Origin of the sequence: Myroides indicus (assembly GCF_004364575.1) — a bacterium.
In the GTDB taxonomy this organism is placed as follows: domain Bacteria; phylum Bacteroidota; class Bacteroidia; order Flavobacteriales; family Flavobacteriaceae; genus Flavobacterium; species Flavobacterium indicum_A.
In genome coordinates this window covers 13,874-33,916 of sequence record NZ_SOAG01000026.1, presented here as the reverse complement: position 1 = coordinate 33,916, position 20,043 = coordinate 13,874, and the positions used below count along the sequence as shown (strand labels likewise).

The following is a 20,043-nucleotide window of genomic DNA, read 5'->3' as shown; positions in this document are numbered from 1 at the left end:
TTTGAACCTTTTATCTTAAGATTATTCTCAATAAGTTAAATCCACTCTCTTGGCTGTTTCAGTACTTTGATCAGCTTTTCTTCTTCACTTCCTTCCTGAGGGTGATAATCATATACCCATTGAACATGTGGTGGCAAACTCATTAAAATGGATTCTATGCGACCGTTGGTTTTTAATCCGAAAATAGTTCCTTTATCGTGAACCAAATTGAATTCTACATAACGTCCGCGACGAATTTCCTGCCATGTTCTATGAACATCGGTATACGGTAAATCTTTTCGCTTTTCTACAATTGGGATATAGGATTCTAAAAAACTGTTTCCAACTTCTGTTACAAAACTATACCAAGCTTCCATTGACATTTCATTACTCTCAATCAGGTGATCAAAAAATAAACCACCAATTCCCCGTGCTTCATTTCTGTGTGAATTCCAAAAATATTCATCACATACTTTTTTATATTTTGGATAAAACTCGGGATTATGCTTATCGCACACTGTTTTACAAACTTGATGAAAGTGTTTAGCGTCTTCTTCAAACAAATAGTAAGGCGTTAAATCCTGTCCTCCACCAAACCACGAACCGACTTTTTTCCCTGATTTATCATACATTTCAAAATAACGCCAGTTGGCATGAACAGTTGGAACCATCGGGCTTTTGGGATGAATAACCAAGCTCAATCCACAAGCAAAAAAGTCTACATTGCCTACATTAAATGCTCTTTGCATCGTTTCTGGTAATGCTCCGTGAACTGCGGATATATTAACTCCGCCTTTTTCAAATATCTTTCCATTTTCAATTACACGGGTACGCCCGCCTCCGCCTCCTGGACGTTCCCATAAATCTTCATGGAATTTCGCCACGCCGTCAACTTGTTCGAGTTTTGAAGTAATCGTATCCTGCAACTGCTGTATGAAAATATAAAATTTTTCTTTCATTTTATTTATTTTAAGCTACAGCTTTTTACCAATTATAATTTTCCTATTTTACTCATAATCTCAAAAGAAAACACTTTACTTTCATCTTGTATATATTGATACAGTGCTTTAGCTTTTATTTTAAAAGAAGGTTCATTTTCGCTCCATTGGACTAATATATCCGCTAATTCTTCCATGCGATTCCACTCAAAATTAAATTTTGTCAAATGCTGGTTTAATTCATTGGAAGAGTATTGAACAAGTTGTTCATAAGTAAGTCCAATTTTTTTAAACTGTTCATCAATCTCATTTATAACGTTCAAATCGTCCGGAACAAAACCAATGGACGATAATTTTATTACAATAGATTCTATTCGTCGATCTTCTTCACTTTTTATTCCTTTGTTTAGCATAAATATAAATATATAAAAACCGAAAAACTACATTTTGAAAGTTTTACAGTTTAATGGTTTGCCTACAAAGTTTTAAAAAACATTGCAGAAATACAATCACAACCTTACCTGGGTAGAGAGATAAAAACTCGTAAAAACTACACCATAATAAAGAATAATATTGATAATCAAATATATAATTTCTATTACAACAACTGTTTCTTTATTGATAATTTTTATAATTTGGTAAACTAATAAAATTACCGAAACCAAAACTGTAATTGCAGAAATATCAAAAACTAATCGTATAATATCTTCATAGAAACTCCATCCAAAATTAAAGTCCTCGAAGCAAATATTCTGAATTCCAAAGGAAATAATAAAAAGATATAATAAGGTCTGATTTTTATAGATTACCCTACTCATTTATCTTGATTTTATAAATCACAGCATTGTTTTGGTAGCTCTTCACTTTAATAGAATCAAAATACATTCGATGTTCAAACTTACTGCAGAACTCTTCAATGTATTTTCGAACTTTTATGGTATCGATTGCTTTTTCTTGTTGTTTCTCCTCATTATGCGAACGTAACTTGTTTACGAAATCCTCCATTGATTCCGAATTTCTTTGCTCATCTGTTTCATTGTGTAAGTGAAACTCAATGTTTTTTAGTTCTACAATCCGATGATTTTTCACATCTCTAAAATACCAAAGCGTATCTTGAAGATTTATCTTAATATCCATCTCCAGACTGTACTTCATATTCAAATCAGTAATCAGTTGATCTGTTTTTTTCGAATAATATTCACGAGTTGGTCTCATTCCCCAAGCAAAAGGATTCAAATATAAAAACATAGGTAATACAACCAATATTATAAGTATTAATGATACCAATATTTTTATATTTTTTTTCATTATGATACTCGATTTAATGTTTTGAAAAATCAAACTCTTCAAAAGCTAATCTTTTAAATCATACCTAACAAAATTCTAAAAACTCTACAGAATCAAATTACTTACTATATTCCTTCACGGCCTCAATAAACGCTTTGGCGTGATCAACCGGAATATGGGGTAAAATACCATGTCCCAGATTCACAATGTATTTATCTTTTCCAAATGCATCGATCATTTCGTGAACCATTTTTTTAATAGTCGGTATTGGAGACATTAATCGACTAGGATCAAAATTCCCTTGTAATGTTATGTTCCCTCCTGTAAACAATCGAGCATTTTGCGGACTGCACGTCCAATCCACTCCCAGTGCTGACGCTTTTGATTGAGCCATTTCAGGAAGAGCAAACCAGCATCCTTTTCCAAACACAATTACTGGTATTTCCTCTGCCAAAGCTTCTACAATCTGATTAATATATTTCCATGAAAATTCCTTATAATCTGTCGGAGACAGCATTCCTCCCCATGAATCAAATATCTGAACTGCGTTTACTCCTGCTCTTACTTTTTCTTTTAAATATAAGATAGTCGTATCTGTTATTTTTTGCAATAAAGTATGGACAGCAACCGGATCAGAAAAACACATTCCTTTTGCCAAATCAAAGCTTTTAGATCCTTTTCCCTCAACGGCATAACAAAAAATCGTCCATGGAGAACCTGCAAACCCAATGAGTGGTACTTCATCATTCAGCATTTCTTTGGTTACTTTAATAGCTTCCATCACATATCCCAAACTCTCTTCTATATTTGGAATAATAACCCGATCTACATCCGCAGCTGAACGAATAGGATTAGGCAACCAGGGTCCCACATTTTCTTTCATCTCTACTTCAATGTTCATCGCCTGAGGTACCACTAAAATATCGGAAAATAAAATAGCTGCATCCGGTTTTACAATCCGAATGGGCTGTACCGTAATTTCAGCTGCAATTTCAGGCATTCTGCAACGTGTAAAAAAATCATACTTATCTCGTAAAGCTCTGAATTCAGGCAAATAACGCCCTGCTTGACGCATCATCCACACCGGTGGTCTTTCTACTGTTTCTCCTTTTAATGCTCGTAAGAACAAATCATTTTTAATCATCTTTTTACTTTTATTTAATATGCCAGCCTTTGATTTACCTCTGACTGGTAATACTCAACACAAGCTCTCAATGTTTCTTCTATCAGCGGATGTTTTGCTAATACAATATTGGGTGTAATATTTTTTAAAGCTTCTGCGGTTGTATGTCCTATACAGAAGCATTTTTGATTGGCAATTGAATTGGCTTTTAAATAGCTATGGATTCCTGACGGACTAAAAAACAATATTCCGTTTGCAAAAGGTTCTATTTTAACCGGATTTTCTACGTTGGAATATACGGTGTATTCCTCAAAAAAAATATTGTTCTTACGCATAGCATCAGGAAGTGTATTTCTTCGGATATTCCCTGCAAAAAAAGCAAGGCGATGCTGTGTAAATTCGGTTTGGATAACAGGTGCCAGTTCATCAGCATATTCTTTAGAAATCAAAACTTTAAAGCCATTATTTTCCAATAGTTTTCGAGTTTGAGAACCTACACACACCGCAGGAATTGATTTTAATTCTACTAACCTTTCATTCTTCAAAACACTTTTTACAGCATTTTGCGAAGTAAACAGTAACAATGAAGGAAGTAATTTCAAGTGAAAGGGTAAGAGAGTTATTTTAATAAAATCAGTATCAATTACTAAAAAACCTGCTTCTGCCAAAAATTGCTTCTGATTGCTCGTCAATTTTTTTGTGGATAATATGCAGATTTTTTTATTCATTTTATTTGTTTAAATGATGTGTAGTTTACCCTAAAAAGCAAGACTTTTAGAGAAAGTGAAATATTATCTCTTGAAATGTAAACGCAATTCATTAATCAATGCTTCTCCTCCTTGCGCCATGATTTCTTTGGCAGCAGTAAATCCAAGTTTTTTCCATTCTTCTATCGGAACAACCTTGTGAATTTCGAATTTTATTTTTCCGTCTAAAGAAAGTAAAACCCCTTTAAAATCAATTGTATCATCATGTTCACTATACATTGCCAACGCACCGATCGGGGCAGTACAGCCCCCTTCCAAAGTTCTTAAAAACTGTCTTTCAATATGGGTTGTCATTTCTGTTTCATAATCGTTCAATTGGGCTACCGCATCCAACGCAAAATTGTCGTCCATATTAACCACCACTACCATTGCTCCTTGTGCGGGCGCCGGAATCATCCAATCCAGAGGAACAAAGTTTTTGGGCTTTTTATTAATGCGATCTAAACCAGCTGAAGCAAAAACAGCTCCATTCCACTCGTTATCCTGCAATTTCTGCATGCGGGTATTTACATTCCCGCGCAAATCTACAACGGTGTGATTTGGATATCGGTTCAGCCATTGTGCCTTCCTTCTTAAACTTCCGGAAGCTATTACCGCTGTCGCATTTTCAGATAAAAAAGATGTATCACCCTTATGCAGTAAAATATCCGCAGTACTGGCGCGTTTTAAAACAGCTCCCTGTACAATTCCCTGCGGTAAAGCGGTGGGTACATCCTTCATCGAATGCACGGCAATATCAATCTGTTTATTAATCATGGCAACATCAAGGGTTTTGGTAAAAACACCCGTAATTCCCATTTCATATAGAGGTTTGTCCAAAACAAGATCACCCGTTGATTTTACAGGTACTAACTGCGTTCTATATCCTAACTCTTTAAGAGTATCTTCTACTTTTTTTGCTTGCCACAAAGCTAATTCGCTATCTCGTGTTCCTATGCGTATTATTTTATTCATAGTGATTTGATTCTATTTGAAAAACTTTTTCTATCCATTGAATACTTTCGTCAACGACAGTATCTTCATGTCTGAGATAATTAGCAAAATGGGTTGTTATTTTTTGTATAATGCGAACACTTATTAACTCTGCCTGTTCTATATCAAAATTATCATATTTTTTGCGATGATAATCTACTTCTCCATCTTTTATTTGTTCTAACTTACTTTTTAAAGCGTGTATAGTAGGAGCAAATTTTCTCATATTTGTCCACGCCATGAATTCCAACATACTATTTTCTATAATTGCTTCTGCCTGCGGAATAAAGGTTTTTCTTCTTTCCAATGTTTTATCTGTCAGCTGTGACAGATAATCCATATGGATTAACTCCACGCCTTCCTGATCCAGCACGTTTTGATCAACGTTTTTTGGAATGGATAAATCCAAGATCAACAAAGGTTTGCTCAGCTCTAAAATTTCTTTATTTACGGTAGGGTTTTGTGCTCCGGTCGCAACTATTAAAACATCTGCCTTAGTGATTTCTGATTTTAAATCGGTATAATCTTTAACTATCAAATTGAATTTTCCTGCGACCTCCAGTGCATTCTCTTTAGTTCTGTTAATAAGCGTAATATGATGGTTTTGGGTGTGCTTTACCAGATTTTCACAAGTATTCCTCCCTATCTTTCCCGTTCCGAACAAGAGTATGTTTTTATGCGAAACATCTTTTACATTGTCCATAATGTATTGTACAGAAGCAAATGCTACCGAAGTTGCGCCCGAACTCAGTTCAGTTTCGTTTTTTATTCGCTTGCTTGCCTGAATAACAGCATTAACCAAGCGTTCGAGATAATTTCCGGCAAGTCCTTTTTCTTTTGACTTTATAAAACCACTTTTAATCTGGCTGATGATTTCAAAGTCTCCTAAAATCTGACTGTCCAGTCCCGTACCTACTTTAAACAAGTGCCGTACTGCATCACTGTTTTTATGAACGTAAGCCACTTGTCTAAAATCATCTACCGTTCCGTTACTGTTGTCGCAAAGTAGTTTAATAAGTTCAAAAGGATGTTGTGCAAAACCGTAAATTTCTGTTCTGTTACAAGTAGAAATGACTATCAAACTTTCTATTCCTTCTTCTTTTGCCTGTTCTAATAGATTGTTTTTGGCTTCATCATTTAGACTAAACTTTCCTCTCATTTCTGCATCGGCTTTTTTATAACTAAGCCCTACCACATAAAAAGTAGCTGATTTTGCCTTATCTATTTTTTCCATATTACACCGTTAATTCAAAAAAGTAAACAAATGTAATGTTTAACCATAATTAAAAATAACGCTAGAGGGACTATTTATATCGCTGAGAGAGACATACAAAAAAAATCTTTGTATTTAACTACAAAACAGTATCTTTGTAGAGATAACAAGGGTTCATAAAGACTCTATATAGAATGGTTCTAAATAAAAAATACGCTGTTTTGTTTTTTTGATCTGCTAAAAAATATCGCTATGAGTCCGATAGAAGAAATTTATATTGACAATCAATTTTCGATTTTAAAATTAGAAAATAACGATTCCATTCCTCTCCGTTTCGAAAGAGAAATGGAAACCGATATAATTCAATTTTATTTTGGATTAAAGGGTTCCGGAAAGTTTATCTTTAATCAAGGCGTGTACACGTTGCCATTGGAAGAGGAAAAATCACTCGTTTTATACAATCCTCAAAAACAACTTCCCGTATGCTTAGAAATAGGTCCAAACACCTGGATTATTTCTATTTTAATATCCATCAAAAAATTTCACTCTCTTTTCTCTGCAGAAGCCGAGCACATAGGGTTTTTAAATAAAGAAAACCGCGATAAAAAATACTACGCAAAAGAAGATATTCCACCTTCTATTACTATTATTCTGAATCAGATGTTTAATTATTACATGAATCCTTCCATTAAAAACCTTTACTTTACAGGTAAAACTTATGAACTGTTAAGTCTGTTTTTCAACAGAAAGGAAGATCAAAACATCGAAAACTGTCCTTTTTTATCGGATGAAGAAGAAGTGGTAAAAATAAAAAAAGCTAAAGATCTCATTATTTCAAAAATGTCCGAACCTCCAACTTTACAGGAGCTTGCCGACACAGTGGGAATCAATATCAAAAAACTAAAAATGGGATTTAAGCAAATTTATGGAGATACTGTTTTTGGCTTTTTATTTGACTATAAAATGGAATATGCCCGAAAACTATTGGACAATGGAAACTACAACGTTAATGAAGTAGGATTAAAAATAGGGTACAGCTCTGCCAGCCATTTTATAGCTGCCTTCAAAAAGAAATTTGGCACAACGCCTAAAAAATACCTAATGTCGCTTAGCACAGATTACAGTTAAAAATAGCTTTTGATTATTGCGTATAAACAAACTATCAAGCTCAGATTCATAATTTACAAAAATTACTCTGAGCTCTTTTATCTACAGTAACTGTTTTAAACTTATAAACATATCTGTTTGCTGATTTTATTTGTATTCCCTTAAAAAACACCGATTTAAATTCTACAAATCATTTTTACATAAAATAAGTAGCTAATAAACTTTACTCAATAGTACACGAAATCGTTGTACAGAGGTTGTTTGATTTTCAATCAAAAAATTACTTTTGCTAAATTAAAACTACCAACCGTTTTCCTCCGCCAATATTCATTCCCCAAGCATCCTCAATATCTTTGAGCGGTACATTTACAGTTTCTATTTTTATGAGGCTATTAGCTGCAAGCAAGAAAGCTTCAGGTAGAATTTCAGCTATTAGCAATTTAATTTCCTCTCGCGTCCAACTTCCCAGTCCGGAACCGGAAATTTGAATATCCGTTCCGCGTAAAATTGAAGAAGACAAAGTTATAGTATCGCTCATCATTCCGCCAACAGTAATATAACGAGTACGGTGCGAAAAACCACCATTCCCTTTGAGTGTGCTTAAAATTATCTCTGCACTTTGTCCCCACAAATAATCAATTACAACATCAATCTGATTTTCCTCATGTATACTTCTAAACTGAGAAATCAACATATTATTGCCTTGTGTAAGCGATATAGTTTCATCAGTTCCCAAAACGATTAGTTCTTGCAAGGACTTTTCGTTTCTGCCTGTGGCAATTACTTTTTTTGCTCCGTAATGCTTGGCAAGCTGTACTGCTATTTTTCCCGTAACCCCCGTCGCTCCGTTTATCAAAACAGTTTCTCCTTTTTGTAATTTTGCCCGGAAAAGCAATGCTAAAGCAGATCCCATAACAGCATTGGGTAAAGCCGCCGCAGTTGCATCATCAATATGATCCGGCAAAGCTACAATCATGTTTTTGTCAACTATTGCTTTTTCCGCTATCATTCCGCCTATTCCAATTCCATAAACTCTGGTTCCGTTTTCCAACACCCCAACGCCATCCCCTCCAACAATCTTAGGCCTCCATTCTTGACTTTGGGTGGAATAATGTTTCCCGCTTGCCTGCATTTTGTCTAGATTTTTTACTGCCGACGCTTTGACAAGAAGCATTAATTCACTATCATTTTGTACTTTAGGCTCTGTAAAATCTTCTACATACTTCGGCATTTCTCCTTTTTTATATACTACAGCTGCTTTCATACCTATCTTAATTTACTTATTTAAAATTTGCTTGATTTCAGGGATTTTGATTTCCAAAATATCAAAAAAACCTATTTTCTCCAAAACAATAGCCTGCTCTTTTAAATCATCTATAATTTGGAAGTCTTTGTTTCCTTTCGCAATAGCTTCACAGTTAAGTAAAAAAGATCCTATAGTGCCTTTTCTCACTTGCTGCCCATTTAAATTCACGATATTTTGTTCTTCTGGCAAAAGTTCTTCTGCTTTCATATTTTGAGATTTAACATTACAAAACAAAATTAAATAGCAGAAATACGATCGCCAATAACATTTGTTATTAAACTTCTTTGAAAAGAAAAATTTAAAATTTTACAGAAATTATTTTTGTCTGTTGAGCTTATTTTTAACCCGGCTAAGATGTACAGTAGAAATGCCGAGATAGGACGCAATATAATGCTGAGGAACGCGCTTTATAATTTCAGGTCTTTCTTTTAACAAGGTTAAGTAACGTTCCTGCGGTGTATCTTTTATAGAAGAAATAAAATATTTTATATAGTCAAATGTTCTGTCAAAAATTTTATCAATAAACTTATCTCTTAAGTCAGGGATTTCTTTTATTTCGTCAATTATCCTATTTAAATCACTTTTTGATATCCAATATAAAATAGACGGCTCCATACTTTCCAGATTGATTGGACTGGGAATACTTTTTCTAAAACTTTCGATAGATGACACAATATTGTTCTCAAAGAAAAACTGAGTCGTTATGTCTTTTCCTTTGTTGTTAAACCACGCGCGGATAGAGCCTTTTTCAATCAGAAACATTTTTTTTGAAATTTCACCTTCCTTTAAAAGCAACGTTTTAGCAGGGACTTCAATTCGTTTGAAACAATTTACATAATCAGCCCATTTATTGTCATCAAACGGAAATTTATCTCTGAATTGTTCAAACATACTTTTTGAAATTATTAAATAACGTTGTGTAAAATTAGCTATTATTAATTAAATACATGTTGTAACTACTTGAAATCGTCAATTCCTACAATCATCAATTACCACTCGAGAAAGCCGTAATCTATTAAACCAAAAGCTTTATCTTTGTAAAAATTAAAAGTGATGAAAGGAGTTTTATTAGTAAACTTAGGCTCTCCAAAAAGTCCTACAGCCAAAGATGTAAAACCTTATTTGGATGAATTTTTAATGGATAAACGCGTCATCGACGTACCTTATCTTTTTCGGGCATTTTTGGTAAAAGGTATTATTTTGAATACCCGCCCAAAAAAATCTGCCGAAGCGTATCAAAAAATTTGGTGGGAAGAAGGTTCTCCGCTCATTGTCATTTCAGAACGTCAGCAAAAAAAAGTACAGCAAAAAAGCAATCTCCCTATTGCGCTGGCAATGCGATATGGCGAACCATCCATTCAATCAGGATTACAGGAATTACACAACAAAGGTGTAGATGAAGTATTTATGATTCCGCTATATCCTCAATTTGCTATGGCTACCACAGAAACTATCGATGTTTTGGCAGAAGAAATTCGAAGAAAATATTTTTCGAATATGAGTATAAAAAGCTTTCCTGCTTTTTACAATCGCAAAGAATACGTTAATGCACTTTCAACATCTATAAAAAATCACTTGGACGATTTTGATTATGATCACCTTGTATTTTCTTATCATGGCGTACCGGAAAGACATATTAGAAAAGCAGATAATACCGGACAGCACAAAGACATCACTATTGAAGAAGGAAAATACTGTTGCACCCCCGGAACAACAGCTGCTGAGTTCTGCTATCGCACACATTGCTTTGAAACAACAAAACAGGTAGTTGAGCAACTGGGAATTCCTAAAGAAAAATATACTATATCCTTTCAATCCAGACTCGGACCTGATAAATGGTTGCAGCCACCCTCTGACAAAACCATCAATAATCTGGCAGAAAAAGGAATAAAAAAACTGGCTGTGGTTACCCCTGCTTTTGTGGCAGATTGTTTGGAAACACTTGAAGAAATAGGTATACAGGCGCAAGAAGATTTTATTAAACACGGAGGCAAAGAGTTCAAAACTGTCCCTTGCCTCAATGATGACGATTTATGGATTGACGCCTTGGTATCGTGGATCAATGAATGGCAAAACAGTTAATATATGATGTATCTGTATTTAAAGGCTCTGCATATCATTTTTGTAGTATGCTGGTTCGCCGGACTGTTTTACAGCGTACGTCTTTTTGTTTATTATGCCGAAGCAAATCAAAAGCCAGAAATAGAAAAAGACATCTTGCGCAACCAATACAAACTGATGACCAGCAGATTGTGGAATATTATTACCACTCCTTCTGCAATTCTAACCACTCTTTTCGGAATTGGAATGCTAATTGCAAATCCATCCTTGCTACAAATGCCCTGGATGCATGTCAAATTGTTTTTTGTAGTACTGCTTTGGGTCTATCATCTTAAATGTCGTCAGTTTGTAATACAAATAAATAAACACACCTTATCCAAAGATTCTTCTTTTTTCAGAATTTGGAACGAAGGAGCAACCCTTATTTTATTTTCAATTGTTTTTTTAGTAATTTTAAAAAGTGCATTTAATTGGATATTTGGTGTTTTAGGGCTTTTTGCATTAGCCGTTGTATTGATGTTAGGTATCCGGTTTTATAAAAAAGTAAGAAACAGAAAGCGATAAACAAAATGAAAGGCGAGTATTTATTAAAACATTTTTCATTGCGCAATAGGATTTTCTTATCCCTCATTTTGTTAAGTGTTATATCTTCTATTCTTATATCAGCCGTCTCTGTACATCAATTTAAAAAAGAAGCTCATACGTACCATCAATATAGACAAGAAAGAAAGGAAGCTTCTATAATCGAAAACATCAATTATATACTCACCACTTCCACATACCCTTTAAAGCCGGAATTTACTTTTCTTATTTTTAAAGACCGAATCCAAGAACTTGCAAAGGTGCACAACACCACAATCAATATATACGACCTCAACGGCAAATTATTAGTTTCGTCAGCCCAAAATCATTCTTCAGATAATCCGGCAAACAAAATTCCCCCGTCAGTCCTTCAGTCTATCAATTCATCTAGTAATCAAAGATTTGTTGATATTGAAACCTCTTCGGAAAATAAAACGCGTACTGCTTATAGTTTTATAAAAGACAAAGAATCTAATCCGTTGGCTATTATCAAAATTCCCTATCAGGAAAGCACTGAATTTTACGACAACGAAATCAGGAATTTTACCTTAAAATTCGGACAGGTTTATATTATTATGCTCATTTTGTCTATCGGCATATCTTATTTCTTGTCTAATTACATTACGCAAAACCTTAACAATATCAGCTTTAAAATCACAAAAACCAAATTAGGACAAAAAAACGAAAAAATTGAAAGTACCTCAACCAGCAAAGAAATTTCAGCCTTAATCAGCGCTTATAATGAAATGGTAGAAAAGCTGGACGAAAGCTATGAAAAACTAGCGCAAAGCGAAAGAGAACAAGCGTGGAGAGAGATGGCAAAACAAGTTGCCCATGAAATAAAAAACCCCCTTACCCCCATGCGCCTTTCAGTGCAAAACTTTGAACGACGTTTTGACCCTTCTGATCCTGATATTAAAACAAAAGTCCAAGATTTTACACTGGGGTTAATACAACAAATAGATACCATGTCTTCCGTTGCCAGTGCTTTTTCCAGCTTTGCCTCTATGCCTGCTCAAAGAGATGAAACCTTAAACGTTGCCAAAACCGTATTACTGGCATTGGACATTTTTAACGAACCCTACATTAAATTTGAATGTACAGAAACAGAAATTATCTCAAAAATAGATCGCACACAACTGATCCGGATCATTACTAATCTTGTTAAAAATGCTATACAGGCAATTCCTACTGATAAAGAAAACCCATCAGTTATAGTCAATTTATCTCTACAGGAAGAAAATGTCGTTATCAAAGTAATTGACAACGGCAAAGGTATCCCGACTGAAATTCAGAGTAAAATTTTTGAGCCTAAATTTACTACTAAAACCAGTGGTATGGGACTTGGTCTAGGAATAATAAAAAATATTGTCGAAAATTACAATGGAACAATTACTTTTGACTCAGAACCAAATAAAGGCACTATATTTACTGTAAAATTGCCTATTGTTAACAATTAAAACTCTACATACTATGACGTTTGAAAATATTCTCATAGAAAAAAACAATCAAATTGCCATTATTTCGATTAACAGGCCCACAAAGTTAAACGCTCTTAATAAACCAACAATAGAAGAACTTCACCAAGGGTTTGAACAACTAGAAGCGGACAAAGAAATCAGAGCCATTATTATTACCGGAAGCGGAGAGAAAGCTTTTGTAGCAGGAGCAGACATCAAAGAATTCTCAAGCTTTAACCAAAGCGAAGGTGCGCATTTAGCTGCTAAAGGACAAGAGTTGTTATTTGATTATGTTCAAAATCTTTCCAAACCTGTTATCGCCGCAATTAATGGATTCGCTTTAGGAGGAGGATTAGAATTAGCTATGGCTTCTCATTTCAGAATAGCTTCTGCCAATGCTAAAATGGGATTGCCGGAAGTGACCCTGGGACTAATTCCCGGATACGGAGGTACGCAGCGCCTGCCTCAATTAATAGGAAAAGGAAGAGCGATGGAGCTTATTATGACAGCTGATATGATTAACGCCGAACAAGCTCTCTCTTTCGGATTAGTAAATCACGTTGTAGAACAAAGCGAATTATTGGACTTTGCTAAAAAAACAGCCGAAAAAATTGCCAAAAATTCTCCTACCGCTATATCAAAAGCTATAAAAGCTATAAATGCAAACTTTAAAGACGGCATAAACGGATTTCACGAAGAAATTAAAAATTTTGGAGAGTGTTTTGAAACCGAAGATTTTGTTGAAGGAACAACAGCGTTTTTAGAAAAGAGAAAACCCGATTTCAAAGGAGAATAAAGATCAAAATAAAAAATCCTCTTGATTAAATCAAGAGGATTTTTGTTGGTCTACTAGGACTCGAACCTAGAACGACTGAACCAAAATCAGCTGTGTTACCATTACACCATAGACCATTATCTGTGCGTAATACTTTTTATAATTTCGACGTAAAAAACATCGCTTTTTATTTCCAAAAAAATACCTCTCGAAAATCAAGAGGTTTTTGTTGGTCTACTAGGACTCGAACCTAGAACGACTGAACCAAAATCAGCTGTGTTACCATTACACCATAGACCATTACCTGCTATTACTTGTGTGTAATACTTCTGTAATGCGGATGCAAAAGTAATATATTTTTTATATCCTGCAAACTTTCCCCTCATAAAAATATTTTTTTTCGGTTTTTTTCGGCTAAGACAAAAAAAACCTTTTCTTTGTAGTTGCGTTATCTTAAAATAATTAAGTAAGTAAGACTTATGTTGACATTCAATTACAAGAAGTGGAATTTAATAGGAGGCTGGTTATGCTTTTTAGTTGCATTAATTACCTATGTTTTAACCGTCGAACCAACCGTTAGTTTTTGGGATCCGGGAGAATATATTTCTACTTCTGCAAAATTAGAAGTCGGACATCCGCCTGGAGCTCCGTTTTATCAAATGTTAGGAGCATTTTTCTCCATGTTTGCAACTGCTCCCGATAAAATTGCCCTTATGGTAAATATGGTCGCCGTATTGTCCAGTGCTTTCACTATTTTGTTCATGTTTTGGTCTGTTACCAATATTCTCCAAAAAATAGTAAATAAAACTTCTGAATGGAACAATAATAACGCCATTGCTGTACTAGCAAGTTCTGCGGTAGGTGCACTGGCATTTACCTTTACCGACAGCTTCTGGTTTAACGCTGTAGAAGCTGAAGTATATGCTTCGGCTATGCTTCTTACTTCCGCTTTGTTATATCTGGGATTGAGATGGGTAGATGATCTAGACAAACCAAGAGGCAATAAATGGCTGCTTTTGATTGCGTTGGTGGCAGGTTGTTCTTTTGGCGTACATTTAATGGCTCTGCTAACTATTCCGTCAATCGGATTGCTATATTACTTTAAAAAATACAATAAGATTACGGTTAAAAACTTTCTTATAGCAAATATTACGGCAGTTGCCGTCTTATTTTTCCTCTTTGCTTTTTTCTTTCCCAAGCTTCTGGCATTCTTTGGAAAAGCAGAAATTTTTGTAGTCAACAGTTTAGGACTGCCTTTTAACAGCGGTACATTGATTGCTTTTCTTATCATAGTAGGAGTTGCCGTATTGGGCTTGAACTATACGCGCAAAAAAAACTACATCGGGGCAAACACTATTATTTTGGCTTTGATTTTTGTTTGTGTAGGGCTTACCTCGTGGCTAATGCTTCCTATACGAGCCAATGCCAATGTAACCATTAATGAAAACAGACCTTCAGATGCCGCCGAACTTTTGGCTTACTACCAAAGAGAGCAATACGGCGATCAAAGTATCTATTACGATTCTTACTTTACTAAAAAATACGTTGGTCTGGATCCTAATAATCCTTGGAAAGACGAGAAACCCAACTATGATCGCGACTATGAAACCGGAAAATATGTTATAGTAAACGAATGGCAAAATGCCGGACAAAATTTTGACGAAAAACACAAAGGTTTTTTCCCCAGATTGTGGAGTACCGACAAAAGTCATCGCATTAATTATATGCGCTATACTAATTCATTAAATTTTAGTATTCATCCGGATTACAGCGAAAGTGAACAACTTCAAAAATTAGTAGCCGGAGTGCGACAGGGATTGGCTTCTGGTGAAATCAATTTAGAAGGTTTAGATCGCTTTTTTGATCAATACGGACAATATTTGGATATCGAAGTCCCTTCGTTTTCAGACAATATAGCTTTTATGTTTGATTATCAGTTTGGGTATATGTATTGGCGCTATTTGATGTGGAATTTTGTAGGCCGACAAGATGACATTCAAGGTCAGGGAGATTTGCAACACGGAAACTGGCTGAGCGGAATTAAGTTTTTAGATGAAATCCGCTTAGGATCACAAGACAATTTACCCTCCGATGTATTGAATAATAAGGGTAGAAACACATATTATTTTCTTCCGTTTATTTTAGGAATTATAGGAGTTGTTTTCAACTACCGAAAAGACCCGAAAATGTTTTGGGTGCTATTGGTTCTATTCCTGTTTACAAGTTTTGCCTTAAAAATATTCTTAAATGAACGTCCTTTCGAACCTCGTGAACGCGACTATGCCGTAGTCCCTTCATTTTATGTATTTGCCATTTGGCTCGGACTCGGTGTATATGCTTTATACGACGGCGTTAAAAAATATCTGTCTCCTAAAATTGCATTGCCTGCCGTTATGATTGTTTCCACTTTAGCTGCTCCTGTTTTACTGGCACAACAAAACTGGGACGACCACAACCGTTCAAACCGTTATACAGCGCTGGCAAATGCCCGTGCCTATCTCGATTCGTGCGATGAAAATGCAATTTTATTTACTATTGGAGATAATGATACCTTCCCGCTTTGGTATTTGCAGGAAATAGAAGGATACAGAACAGATGTTCGAGTGGTGTGCACCAGCTTGCTGCCAATGGATTGGTATATTGATCAGATGAAAGCCAAAGCACACAAATCTGAACCATTGCCAATCAAATTTACGCATGAACAGTATGTTGGAAACAAGCGTGATGTTGTTTTAATACAGCCAATGATTGATGAGCGCATTGACATCAGTCTGTTTATGAATTTTATCCGTTCAGACGATGAAAGAACAAAACTCAAAACAGACGCCGGTACTACTCTGTATCTGGCTCCGACAAATAAAATCCGAATTCCGGTTGACAGCACTGTTATTGCTAAAAACAATATTGTCTCGCCTTATTTGATGGGTCAGATTGAACCTTATCTGGACATTGACATCACTACCGATCAGATAGTAAAGCACCGTCTGATAATGCTTGACATTATTGCAAACAACAATTGGGAAAGACCTGTTTACTTTTCAGGAGGAAGCTTTAATGAGGATGATTTTATCTGGATGAAAGACTACATACAGCTCAGCGGTTTAATCTATAAATTAGTGCCAATTAAAACTGAGGGAGCCAGCAGACATCCATTAGATTTGGGCACAATTGACGCTGACAGAATGTACAACACGGTTAAATCATGGTATTGGGGTAATATGGGCAGCGATAAAATATATCACGATCCCCAAACTAGACGAAATGCATTGAGCTACAGAATTAATCTGGCGCGACTGGCAGAACAACTGATTACAGAAAACAAAAACAGCAAGGCAAAAGAAATCATGGATATTGCTATGACCAATATGCCTGTTCAATACTATGGATACTACCAATTAATACAACCTTTTGTTGAAGGCTACTATCAAATAGGGGAAGCTGTTACTGCTGAAAAAATAGCACAAGAACTATCTCAAAAAGCCAAAGAGAATCTGAATTATTATAAACATCTGGATTTGGAAGCTCAAGACTACTATGCCAATGAAATTATAGAAGAAATAGAAGTATGGAGACAGCTGATAGAAATTGTTCGGGAAGAAGATGAGTCTTCTGCTTTAGCAAGCCAGCTAACAGAAGAATTCAATACTTTCAACGGTTACTTTAAATACCTTAAAAGACCTAATATTTAAAAATAAAAAGACCTTGAATATCAAGGTCTTTTTATTTTAAGTATATCCCTTCCTGATATTTATGCAAAAACCCAAACCAAAAATACTTATTCTCTCCGATTTATGGGGCAAGGAAAAATCACAATGGATTGATGAATATACTTCTGTGTTGACTCCTTATTTTAAAATCCAATATTTATGTCATATGCTGTCTTGGAGAAATTGATAAAAGCCAATACACTGAAGAAAAACTTCATCTGCAATTTGTATGTAAATGGAGGAATAGAAAAAGCGATTGCCAATCTGTTGAAATTAGAGAAAGAACCCGTTTATATTTTAGGTTTTAGCACAGGCGGTTATATTTCGTGGAGAACCGGACTTTACGGATTAAAGATAAAATACCTGTTTGCCATATCTTCAACACGTCTGAGGTTCGAAACTAAAAAACCCAAAACCAGTATTCATCTGAGTTACGGAGAAAAAGCCCCTTATATACCGCGTCCTATGTGGTTCCAAAAAATGGGTCTATCAGCTCGCTTTTATAAAGACGAAACTCACGAAATGTACCGGAAAAAAGAAATTGCAAAAGATATATGCCAATCTCTTTTTGATGGATTGCATTTAGGAGAAACTCATTCTCTGTAATGTATTTTACCAAGATATTCTGTAGGAGTGAGTCCTGCAAAAATTTGAAATTCACTTATAAGGTGAGAATGATCATAAAACCCAAACCGCACAGCTACTTCCCACCAATCCATCTCTTGATGTTCATGTATGAATAACTTTGCCTGATTAAACCGCAGCAAACGCTGAAATGTCTTAGGTGTCATCCCAATCTCCGTTTTAAAAGATCTTTCCAAAGTTTTGGAACACGTATTAGTAACCTGTTGGAGTTTTTTGATGTTTGTTTTTGCCGCATTATTATTTAAAACTGCCAGTGAAGTCAAAATACAGTTTTTGTTTTCTTTTCTAAGTTTTAAAGCCTTACGGCATAAAAAATCATCTATTATTGTAACACTCTGAACTGCGTCCTTTACAGTTAATATCCGTTCATATATTTCATTAATTTCACTGCCAAAAATAATTTGTGCATCTACAATTTTATCAGTAAAGCAATGTAAATCTATTCCCGTCAGCCGATATAATCCTACAGGCGTAAAATTAACTGCAATCAGATTTAAATTTAAAGAACTGCTAAACAAATAGCTTGGCGATACTGCCTGTCCTACGTAATAAACTTTGTGTTTTAAATCCTTTTGGTCTTTTTTTAAAAGGACAATATCCTCTAATTCTTCCAGATTAAAGATAAGTCCCTGAAAAATGGGAGAGTAATTAGGAAAAACCAAGGTGTCGGGAAGCTTCATCTGCTTTACCCGATAATGCGTCACAATCCCTCGCAGAAAGGGATGCGGAAAGATTTCTATGTATTTAAAAAGCTCTGAATTCATCTGCCCGATTTTCTTTTTGAAGATAAGCAATTTTAAACAAGCCTTGTTGCGCTTTATTGGGAAGTAACAAGGCTAATACAATTCTTATTTAATTAATGATATAAATTCCGGGGTCAATCCGTTGTGTATATCTTCTTTCAGCTCTCCATTAACCCACACCTTAGTTTTTGAAGTATTATTACGTCCCCTATGTACTTGTGTTACTATGGTGTCTGATACCATCTCATTCCACTGAATTATTGCTGTAATTTTATTTTCAATAATATAATCATTAGTCACTTGATTTAATAAAGCAAAGGTATTTGTTTTGTCGTATATGGTTGTAAAAACAAAAAAATCATAAGGATAGTTTAAAAAACTTTTATAAAACATCACAAAATCTCCGTTTTTGGTCAAGTGCTTAATTCTAATTTTTTGCTGGTCAAAAGCTCCTTCTGTATTTGGATTAAGTAAGTCTTCTCCTTTGTTATTCATAATTTTAAAATCTGTAAATAAAGAGATTACAGTTTCATCTGTTGGTGAATTATCCGAGTTGCTGCATCTGACAAAACAAATTATCAGAAGAACTATAATAGCCGATATAATTAAACTATTTTTCATACTATCATTATTTATGGTTTTATATTATAAACTAACTCCGCTTGATAATTATAGCTGGCAGAACCCGGATTAAAATTTCCATAACTGTAAAACGCATCAGGCAAAATCATCTGCTTTACCCGATAATGCGTCACAATCCCTCGCAAAAAAGGATGCGGAGAGATTCCCATATATTTAAAAAACTCTGAATTCATCCAGCTGATTTTCTTTAAAGGAAAATCATTTTTGCACAAAGCCTTATTACGCTTTATTGGGAAGTAACAAGGCTAATACAATTCTTATTTAATTAATGATATAAATTCCGGGGTCAATCCGTTGTGTATATCTTCTTTCAGCTCTCCATTAACCCACACCTTAGTTTTTGAAGTATTATTACGCCCCCTATGTACTTGTGTGACTATGGTGTCTGATACCATCTCATTCCACTGAATTATTGCTGTAATTTTATTTTCAATAATATAATCATTAGTCACTTGATTTAATAAAGCAAAGGTATTTGTTTTGTCGTATATGGTTGTATAAACAATAAAGTCATAAGGACAATCTAAAAAACTTTTATAAAACATCACAAAATCTCCATTTTTAGTCAAATGCTTAATTCTAATTTTTTGTTGGTCAAAAGCTCCTTCTGTATTTGGATTAAGTAAGTCTTCTCCTTTGTTATTCATAATTTTAAAATCTGTAAATAAAGAGATTACAGTTTCATCTGTTGGTGAATTATCCGAGTTGCTGCATCTGACAAAACAAATTATCAGAA

At 34.8% G+C, this 20,043-nt stretch carries 21 protein-coding genes and 2 tRNA genes; 7 read left to right on the top strand and 16 right to left on the bottom strand.

The window, feature by feature from the left end; all coding sequences use genetic code 11:
- Window positions 1–35: 35 nt before the first annotated feature.
- The 7 genes from hemF to hemA all read right to left on the bottom strand — a co-directional run bounded on the left by hemF (window position 36) and on the right by hemA (window position 6,300).
- A complete protein-coding gene (gene hemF, locus C8P70_RS10955; protein ID WP_133713366.1) occupies window positions 36–938 on the bottom strand; it encodes an oxygen-dependent coproporphyrinogen oxidase in 903 nt (300 codons plus the stop codon).
- A gap of 32 nt (window positions 939–970) precedes the next feature.
- Window positions 971–1,330, bottom strand: a complete 360-nt coding sequence (locus tag C8P70_RS10950; RefSeq protein WP_133713365.1) for a hypothetical protein — start codon at window positions 1,328–1,330, stop codon at window positions 971–973.
- Window positions 1,331–1,727: 397 nt separating this feature from the next.
- Window positions 1,728–2,165 (bottom strand): hypothetical protein, encoded by a 438-nt coding sequence (locus C8P70_RS10945; RefSeq protein ID WP_133713364.1) that lies wholly within the window; start codon window positions 2,163–2,165, stop codon window positions 1,728–1,730.
- Window positions 2,166–2,322: 157 nt separating this feature from the next.
- Window positions 2,323–3,348 (bottom strand): uroporphyrinogen decarboxylase, encoded by a 1,026-nt coding sequence (gene hemE, locus C8P70_RS10940; protein ID WP_133713363.1) that lies wholly within the window; start codon window positions 3,346–3,348, stop codon window positions 2,323–2,325.
- Between the two features lie 14 nt (window positions 3,349–3,362).
- Complete coding sequence (locus C8P70_RS10935; RefSeq protein WP_133713362.1) at window positions 3,363–4,055, bottom strand: uroporphyrinogen-III synthase; 693 nt, start codon at window positions 4,053–4,055, stop codon at window positions 3,363–3,365.
- A gap of 63 nt (window positions 4,056–4,118) precedes the next feature.
- On the bottom strand, window positions 4,119–5,048 hold the full coding sequence (gene hemC, locus C8P70_RS10930; RefSeq protein ID WP_133713361.1) for a hydroxymethylbilane synthase: 930 nt from the start codon (window positions 5,046–5,048) through the stop codon (window positions 4,119–4,121).
- Window positions 5,041–6,300, bottom strand: a complete 1,260-nt coding sequence (hemA, locus tag C8P70_RS10925; RefSeq protein WP_133713360.1) for a glutamyl-tRNA reductase — start codon at window positions 6,298–6,300, stop codon at window positions 5,041–5,043. The genes hemC and hemA overlap by 8 nt, the downstream gene beginning before the upstream one ends.
- Before the next feature lie 231 nt (window positions 6,301–6,531).
- Between hemA and C8P70_RS10920 the strand changes: the two genes are divergently transcribed.
- Complete coding sequence (locus tag C8P70_RS10920; RefSeq protein WP_133713359.1) at window positions 6,532–7,407, top strand: AraC family transcriptional regulator; 876 nt, start codon at window positions 6,532–6,534, stop codon at window positions 7,405–7,407.
- Between the two features lie 268 nt (window positions 7,408–7,675).
- Here the strand turns inward: C8P70_RS10920 and C8P70_RS10915 are convergent, their stop codons facing one another.
- The 3 genes from C8P70_RS10915 to C8P70_RS10905 all read right to left on the bottom strand — a co-directional run bounded on the left by C8P70_RS10915 (window position 7,676) and on the right by C8P70_RS10905 (window position 9,583).
- Window positions 7,676–8,650 (bottom strand): quinone oxidoreductase family protein, encoded by a 975-nt coding sequence (locus tag C8P70_RS10915; protein WP_133713358.1) that lies wholly within the window; start codon window positions 8,648–8,650, stop codon window positions 7,676–7,678.
- Between the two features lie 12 nt (window positions 8,651–8,662).
- Window positions 8,663–8,899, bottom strand: a complete 237-nt coding sequence (locus tag C8P70_RS10910) for a hypothetical protein (RefSeq protein WP_133713357.1) — start codon at window positions 8,897–8,899, stop codon at window positions 8,663–8,665.
- Window positions 8,900–9,007: 108 nt separating this feature from the next.
- Window positions 9,008–9,583 (bottom strand): Crp/Fnr family transcriptional regulator, encoded by a 576-nt coding sequence (locus C8P70_RS10905; RefSeq protein WP_133713356.1) that lies wholly within the window; start codon window positions 9,581–9,583, stop codon window positions 9,008–9,010.
- A gap of 162 nt (window positions 9,584–9,745) precedes the next feature.
- Here C8P70_RS10905 and hemH point away from each other — a divergent pair, with 162 nt between their 5' ends.
- Genes hemH through C8P70_RS10885 form a run of 4 tightly spaced genes read left to right on the top strand, consistent with a single transcriptional unit; the run spans window position 9,746 to window position 13,591 of the window.
- Entirely contained in the window at window positions 9,746–10,774 is a 1,029-nt protein-coding gene (hemH, locus tag C8P70_RS10900; RefSeq protein ID WP_133713355.1) for a ferrochelatase, read from the top strand.
- A gap of 3 nt (window positions 10,775–10,777) precedes the next feature.
- Window positions 10,778–11,317, top strand: a complete 540-nt coding sequence (locus C8P70_RS10895) for a CopD family protein (protein WP_133713354.1) — start codon at window positions 10,778–10,780, stop codon at window positions 11,315–11,317.
- Between the two features lie 5 nt (window positions 11,318–11,322).
- Window positions 11,323–12,795, top strand: a complete 1,473-nt coding sequence (locus C8P70_RS10890) for a sensor histidine kinase (RefSeq protein ID WP_133713353.1) — start codon at window positions 11,323–11,325, stop codon at window positions 12,793–12,795.
- 13 nt (window positions 12,796–12,808) lie between these two features.
- On the top strand, window positions 12,809–13,591 hold the full coding sequence (locus C8P70_RS10885) for an enoyl-CoA hydratase/isomerase family protein (protein ID WP_133713352.1): 783 nt from the start codon (window positions 12,809–12,811) through the stop codon (window positions 13,589–13,591).
- A 45-nt stretch (window positions 13,592–13,636) separates the two neighbouring features.
- Here C8P70_RS10885 and C8P70_RS10880 read toward each other — a convergent pair.
- A tRNA-Gln gene (locus C8P70_RS10880) sits at window positions 13,637–13,707 on the bottom strand.
- 92 nt (window positions 13,708–13,799) lie between these two features.
- Window positions 13,800–13,870: transfer RNA gene (locus tag C8P70_RS10875), tRNA-Gln, on the bottom strand.
- Between the two features lie 179 nt (window positions 13,871–14,049).
- Between C8P70_RS10875 and C8P70_RS10870 the strand changes: the two genes are divergently transcribed.
- Together C8P70_RS10870 and C8P70_RS10865 are read left to right on the top strand one after the other, a co-directional pair.
- Window positions 14,050–17,259 carry a glycosyltransferase family 117 protein gene (locus C8P70_RS10870; protein WP_133713351.1) on the top strand — a complete coding sequence of 1,070 codons (3,210 nt, stop codon included), beginning with the start codon at window positions 14,050–14,052 and terminating at the stop codon, window positions 17,257–17,259.
- Window positions 17,260–17,436: 177 nt separating this feature from the next.
- Complete coding sequence (locus C8P70_RS10865; protein ID WP_133713350.1) at window positions 17,437–17,883, top strand: hypothetical protein; 447 nt, start codon at window positions 17,437–17,439, stop codon at window positions 17,881–17,883.
- On the opposite strand, the gene C8P70_RS10860 is transcribed toward C8P70_RS10865, so the two are convergent.
- The 4 genes from C8P70_RS10860 to C8P70_RS10845 form a co-directional block, all read right to left on the bottom strand.
- Window positions 17,871–18,686 carry a helix-turn-helix domain-containing protein gene (locus tag C8P70_RS10860; RefSeq protein WP_133713349.1) on the bottom strand — a complete coding sequence of 272 codons (816 nt, stop codon included), beginning with the start codon at window positions 18,684–18,686 and terminating at the stop codon, window positions 17,871–17,873. The two genes, C8P70_RS10865 and C8P70_RS10860, sit on opposite strands and share 13 nt — an antisense overlap.
- Window positions 18,687–18,770: 84 nt before the next feature.
- Window positions 18,771–19,286, bottom strand: coding sequence for a hypothetical protein (locus C8P70_RS10855; protein WP_133713348.1), 516 nt, complete (start codon window positions 19,284–19,286; stop codon window positions 18,771–18,773).
- An 11-nt stretch (window positions 19,287–19,297) separates the two neighbouring features.
- Window positions 19,298–19,480, bottom strand: a complete 183-nt coding sequence (locus tag C8P70_RS10850) for a hypothetical protein (RefSeq protein WP_133713347.1) — start codon at window positions 19,478–19,480, stop codon at window positions 19,298–19,300.
- An 84-nt stretch (window positions 19,481–19,564) separates the two neighbouring features.
- Window positions 19,565–20,043 (bottom strand): hypothetical protein (locus tag C8P70_RS10845; RefSeq protein WP_208293400.1); only part of this gene is annotated, 479 nt, incomplete at its 5' end.